We start from the raw sequence: 5,759 nt of genomic DNA, 5'->3' as shown, positions 1-5,759 counted from the left end.
AACCGCCGCTCAGCCCCGCCGCAGCCGCAGAGCCAGAAACGCGAGCCCCAGACCGATGAGCACCAGCCCCGTCCCCACCGGCAGCACATGCAGCGCCGGATCCGCGCGAGGCCCGGACGCCGCCTGCGCAGGCGCATCCGGATCCGGATCCGCCACCACATCGCGAGCCGCGGCGTCGCGGGGCGCATGCCCGGCGGAGTGGTGCTGAGGGACCGCGCCGGTACGAGGGGGCGTGGGCGTCGGCTCACCGGCGGGAGTGGGGACTCGGGAGGTCGCCACCTCGGAGTCCGCCGCCTCGGACGCGGAGGGCGAAGGGGGAGAAGCGGGCGGGGAGCTCTCACCGGCCGCGGGGGAGTCCGTCGGGGTGCCGACCGCGGAGGGCGAATCCGCCGGGCCCTCCGAGACGCTCGGCGTGGGGCCGCCGGGCGTCGCCGACGCCGAGGCGGACGGGTCCGGCAGGGCCGGAGCGCTGGGCGTGGGCTCCGGCTCGAGGCGCCCGGGCCGCTCACGCCCCTCGCCGGCGCGACTGCCCGCACGGGAGGGATCAGGCTCGGGCGTGGCGGACTGTTCCTGAGGCGCCGCCTGCTGCGCGTACACCGGAGAAACCGGCACCCACGTCAGCAGCAGGAAGAGCGCCAACGCTCCGATCCGTGGAGCCATGAGGTCGACCCCTCCCCGTCCGAGTCGCCAAGAAGCCGGTGATGCCAGCGTCACATGGGGTGACAAATCCGGCATCCCGGCTGATTCCTGGCTACCCGGAACGGGTGGCTGTCATGTCGCACACGGGGACACGCCCCGCTATCGCGTGAGCGTGAGCAGCACCTTCCCCACGTGCCCGCTCTCCTCGAGCACCCGGTGCGCCGCTGCCGCCTCGCTCGCCGGCAGCGTCCGGTCGATCACCGGCCGGACGCGGCCCGCGCCGATCAGCGGCCAGACGTGCTCGCGTACGGCCGCGACGATCGCCGCCTTCTCGCCCAGCGGGCGCGCCCGCAGCGAAGTCGCGGTGATCGCGGCGCGCTTGCTCAGGAGCGCGCTGAGGTTGAGCTCTCCCTTGACGCCGCCCTGCAGACCGATGATGGCGAGCCGCCCGTTCACGGCCAGCGCCTTGATGTTCCGGTCCAGATATTTGGCGCCCATGATGTCGAGAATCACGTCCGCGCCCGCGCCGTCCGTCGCCCGGCGCAGCTCCTCGACGAAGTCCTGCTCGCGGTAGTCGATGAGGATGTCGGCGCCGAGCTCGGCGCAGCGCTCCAGCTTTTCCTTGCCGCCGGCGGTCACCGCGACCTTGGCGCCGATGGCCTTGGCCAGCTGGATCGCCATGGTGCCGATCCCGCTCGCGCCACCGTGGACGAGGAGCGTCTCGCCGGGGCGCAGATGGGCCACCATGAACACGTTGGACCAGACGGTGCAGACGACCTCCGGCAGCGCGGCCGCCTCAACCAGTCCGACGCCGTCCGGGACCGGCAGCAACTGCCCGGCCGGCACGGCCACTTGCTCGGCGTATCCGCCGCCCGCGAGCAGCGCGCAGACCTCGTCGCCCACGGACCAGCCGTTCACGCCGGGGCCGAGGGCGCTGATCCGCCCGGAACATTCGAGGCCCGGATACGGGGACGACCCGGGCGGCGGGTTGTAGAAGCCCTGCCGCTGCAGCAGATCGGCACGGTTGACCGCGCTCGCGGCCACCTCGACGAGGACTTCGCCCTCACCGGGTACGGGATCGGGGACCTCGGCCCACTGGAGCGCCTCGGGTCCGCCGGGTTCGGGGATCGTGATCGCATACATGCGGGCGAGGCTACTCGCCCCGCACGTACGGCGGTTGAGCCAGGCCCGGGCCGTCACTGCCGGGCCCGGGCCGGTTACTGCCAGGCCCGGGCCGGTTACTGCTGAGCCCCGCCGTCTACTGCTGTGGCAGCGGCCGGGTGTCCGGGGGCTGCGGGGCGGACGGTGTGGCCCGGATGATGGTGATCAGGCGGTCCGTCAGCTGCAGCGGAGACGCCGACGGGTCGTCGTAGGCGAGAAGTCTGTGGCCGCGCAGCACGCTGACCACCAGATCCTCGGTCTCCCGCACGCTCTTGCCGACCTCGGCCTTTATCACCGGCCGCTCGACCAGATCGAGCCCCGAGCCCTGCTGGATGAGGTCCTCCATGACCGTGCCCGCGCTGGGGCTGAGCACCGAGAGGCCGAGAAGGCGGCCGGCGGCGCTGGCGCTGGTGATGACGGCGTCGGCGCCGGACTGCCTCAGCAGCGGCGCGTTCTCCTCCTCGCGTACCGCCGCGACGATCTTCGCCGTGCGGTTCAGCTGGCGGGCGGTGAGCGCCACCAGGACGGCCGTGTCGTCGCGCTGGGTGGCGATGACGACCTGGCGTGCCTTCTGCAGTTCGGCGCGGAGCAGCACGTCGCTGCGGGTGGCGTCACCGGCGACACCGACGAAGCCCTCGGCGGTGGCGGCCTCGATCACCTTGTTGCTGGGGTCGACGACCACGATCTGCATCTTCTTCAGACCTGTGGCGCACAGGGTCTGGATCGCCGAGCGGCCCTTGGTGCCGAAGCCGACGACGACGGTGTGGTCACGCAAGGCAGACCTCCAGCGGTTCAGCCGCCACTCCTCCCGGGTGCGTTCCGTGAGGACCTCGAGAGTGGTGCCGACCAGGATGATCAGGAAGAGCACACGCAGGGGTGTGATGACGAGGATGTTGACGAGCCGTGCCATGTCACTGGCGGGGGCGATATCGCCGTAGCCGGTGGTCGAGAGGGTGACGGTCGCGTAGTAGAAGGCGTCGAGCAGATCGACTTCGCCGTCGACGTTGTCGTTGTAGCCGTCATGGTCGAACCAGACGAGCAGAGCGGTCGCGACAAGGATGGACAGCGCCATCGTGACGCGCTTGGCGACCTGCCGCAGCGGGCGTTCGACGACCCGCTTGGGCAGATGGATCCGGCCGTTGGTGAGGCGCTCGTCGGCATTGCGCGCCATCACATCGCTGCCGTGTTGTTTCACGTGAAACAGCCTCCCGGCAAAGGCGCCGAGAGCGCCCAGGGCAGATCGAGAATCTCCAGCTCCTGGCCGGGCTTCGCACCGCCCGGCGGTACCACCGCGAGTCCGTCGGAGGCAGCGATCCCGCGCAGCATGGCGGGCCCGTTGTAGTGCAGCGGTACGGCTTCGTCGCCGCGCAGGACGACGGGGACGAGCCGGGTGTCGTACGGGTGGCCGTGGATCTCGTCCCTGGTGGGTGCGTGATACGGCTCGACCGCCGGGTGCCCGGAGAGCTTGCGCAGCAGGGGCTCGGCGAGGGTGAGCAGTCCGGAGACTGCGGCGAGCGGGTTGCCGGGCAGGCCCACGAGGTGGCGGCCGCCGGGGAGTCGGGCCAGCAGCATGGGGTGGCCGGGGCGCACCTGGACGCCGTCCACCAGGAGCTCGGCGCCGAGGCGCTTCAGCGTGGGGTGGACGTGGTCGACCGGGCCCGAGGCGGTGCCGCCGGTGGTCACGACGAGGTCGGCGGGGGACTCCTTGACGGCCTTGAGTACGGCCTGTGCGTCGTCGCCGAGGCGGCGGACCGCGATGACCTCGGCGCCGAGGCTGCGCAGCCAGGGCGGGAGCATCGGGCCGAGCGCGTCGCGGATGAGGCCTTCCTGGGGGAGTCCCTCGGTGAGCAACTCGTCGCCCAGGATCAGCACTTCGGCCCGGGGCCGGGCGACGGCCACCAGTTCGTCGTAGCCCGCCGCGGCGGCGAGTCCGAGCACGGCCGGGGTGACCAGGGATCCGGCGGGCAGCAACTGGTCACCGCTGCGGCACTCCTGGCCGCGCGGCCGGATGTCCTGGCCGTGCACGACCTCGCGCTGCGGATGCAGTCCGCCCTTGTCGTCGGTGATCCCGTGCTCGCTGCGCAGTACGGCGGTGGCCTCCTGCGGTACGCGGGCGCCGGTGGCGATCCGTACCGCCTCACCGTCGGCGAGCGGGCGGGGGCGGGCGTGACCGGCGAGGATCGCCTCCTCGCGGACGTCCCAGGGGCCGGGGCCCGCGACCGCCCAGCCGTCCATGGCGGAGGTGTCGAAGGAGGGCAGGTCGGTGAGGGCGGTGAGCGGGGTGGCGAGGATCCGGCCGAGTGCCTCGTCGAGAGGGACGGGGCCGGCGTCGCGGCGGGGCGCCCGTCGGGCTGCCTGGGCGGCTCGGGCGCGGGCCTCGGGCCAGGGCGTGGCCCGGGGGTGGTGGTGCTTCTCCTTGTGCCCCGGCTGTGCGGGACCGCCGTGTCCCGGCCGTGCGGGACCACCGTGCGTACCCGGCGTCGACGGAGCCGGCTGTGCTGCCCGGCCCGCCTGACCTGCCGGCTCGGGTGTCCGGCCACCGGGGATCGGGTCGGGGCCCGAACCCGTCTTGCCGGACGCCTCGTTGACGAGCGCGAGGGCCTCGTCGACCTCCGGGTCGCCGTCGTCGACGGCGCCGGCCGGGGCGTATCCGGTCTGCGCGGAGAAGCGCCGGGGCGGTGCGGTGTCCGGCGTACGGCGGCCCGGTCCGGGCGCGGGGTGCCCGGTCACTCCGCGTCCGGCGTGGCGTCGGTCCGGTCGGCCGGCTTGCTGTCGGGCCGGTCCTCGTCGGCCCAGCGGGCGGCGAGGGCGACGGCCTTCTGCGTCGCCTCGGCGACGGCCTGGGGGCCGCCGCCCGCTCGCGCCGCCGCATAGCCGACCAGGAAGGTCGTCAACGGCGCCGCGGGCCTCGCCACACCGTGCGCGGCGTCGCGCGCGAGGTCGAGGAGCAGGGCGGTGTCGACGTCCAGGTCGAGACCCAGTTCGTCCTTGACTGCGGTGATCCATTCATCCAGCACGCGTTCATGCTCCCTGATCCGTGCCCGGGCCGCGGCGATGTCCTCCCAGGTGTCGCAGTCGAACGCGGCACGGGAGCCTTCCGGCTCGGTCACCCGGGTGAGCGCGAGTCCGGTGGTGAGCAGTCTGAGGGGCAGCCCGGTGAAAGAGCCGTGTTCGGCGCGCAGACGATCGAGACCGTGACGCAGCGCACTGCGGCGGTAGACGGCGACGAGGGGCTGGTCGCGGCCGCTGGGGTCGGTGAAGAGGGCGCCGTCGAGCAGGGCCTCGGCCGCCGTTTCGGCCGCGTGGAGTGCGCCGATGAGGAGGTCCACGGCGGGCTCGGCGAGGAAGGGGAGGTCCGAGGAGAGGACGAGGACAGGCCGGTCTTCCGCTGTGCGGTCCGTGTCCGCTGTGCGGCCCGTGTCCGCTGTGCGGTCCGGGTGCCCTGCGTGGTCCGGGTCCTCTGCGTGGTCCGGGTCCCCTGTGCGGTCCAGGTCCCCTGGGTGGCCCAACTCCCCTGTGCGGTCCAGCGCCCCGGCGTGCTCCAGCGCCTCAACTCCCGCCGCCAGCGCGGCAAGCGGACCTCCGCCCGCCGGCTCCTCGCGCGCCCACACCACGGGCCGGAGCGTGGGCCGCGGAGGCGCGACGACGACCGTGGTGCCCGCCGCGGCGCAGGCGGTGAGCACCCGGTCGAGCAGCGCACGCCCGCCCACCTGCACGGCGGGCTTGTCGACTCCCCCGAGGCGCTTGGCCGCACCTCCGGCGAGCACTACGGCGTCATACGTGGTCACCCGACGAGTATGGCCGCGCGTTGGATCTTTGCTACCCCTGCGGAGGGCCTGGGTGCGGCGGGAATTAGGTCACAACCCGGCCCCGCTGCTGCCGGGGGCGCCGGGGGCGCCGGGGGCGACGAATAGGAGCCCCCGGAAACCCCGGGATACCCGCACCAAAAAGCCCAGACC

At 73.4% G+C, this 5,759-nt stretch carries 5 protein-coding genes; all 5 read right to left on the bottom strand.

Annotated features, from left to right (window positions below; translation table 11 throughout):
* Window positions 1-9 precede the first annotated feature (9 nt).
* Complete coding sequence (locus tag G6045_RS38825; RefSeq protein ID WP_165336954.1) at window positions 10-660, bottom strand: hypothetical protein; 651 nt, start codon at window positions 658-660, stop codon at window positions 10-12.
* A 138-nt stretch (window positions 661-798) separates the two neighbouring features.
* Entirely contained in the window at window positions 799-1,782 is a 984-nt protein-coding gene (locus G6045_RS38820; protein WP_165336953.1) for an NAD(P)H-quinone oxidoreductase, read from the bottom strand.
* A 115-nt stretch (window positions 1,783-1,897) separates the two neighbouring features.
* Window positions 1,898-3,004, bottom strand: a complete 1,107-nt coding sequence (locus G6045_RS38815) for a potassium channel family protein (protein ID WP_235968583.1) — start codon at window positions 3,002-3,004, stop codon at window positions 1,898-1,900.
* Window positions 2,992-4,530: a molybdopterin molybdotransferase MoeA gene (locus G6045_RS38810; protein ID WP_165336952.1), complete on the bottom strand. Its 1,539-nt coding sequence runs from the start codon at window positions 4,528-4,530 to the stop codon at window positions 2,992-2,994. Before G6045_RS38810 ends, G6045_RS38815 begins: the two co-directional genes overlap by 13 nt.
* A complete protein-coding gene (locus G6045_RS38805) occupies window positions 4,527-5,588 on the bottom strand; it encodes a DUF6457 domain-containing protein (RefSeq protein WP_165336951.1) in 1,062 nt (353 codons plus the stop codon). The genes G6045_RS38810 and G6045_RS38805 overlap by 4 nt, the downstream gene beginning before the upstream one ends.
* Window positions 5,589-5,759 lie beyond the last annotated feature (171 nt).

This window comes from Streptomyces mesophilus (assembly GCF_011044995.1).
GTDB lineage: Bacteria > Actinomycetota > Actinomycetes > Streptomycetales > Streptomycetaceae > Streptomyces > Streptomyces mesophilus.
The sequence above is the reverse complement of the archived record's forward strand: the minus strand, read 5'-3'. Positions and strand labels throughout refer to the sequence as shown.

Bases quoted from the DNA above. Each gene is read 5' to 3' on its own strand.
- G6045_RS38825 (WP_165336954.1), bottom strand. From the start codon at position 660: ATGGCTCCACGGATCGGAGCGTTGGCGCTCTTCCTGCTGCTGACGTGG.
- G6045_RS38820 (WP_165336953.1), bottom strand. From the start codon at position 1,782: ATGTATGCGATCACGATCCCCGAACCCGGCGGACCCGAGGCGCTCCAG.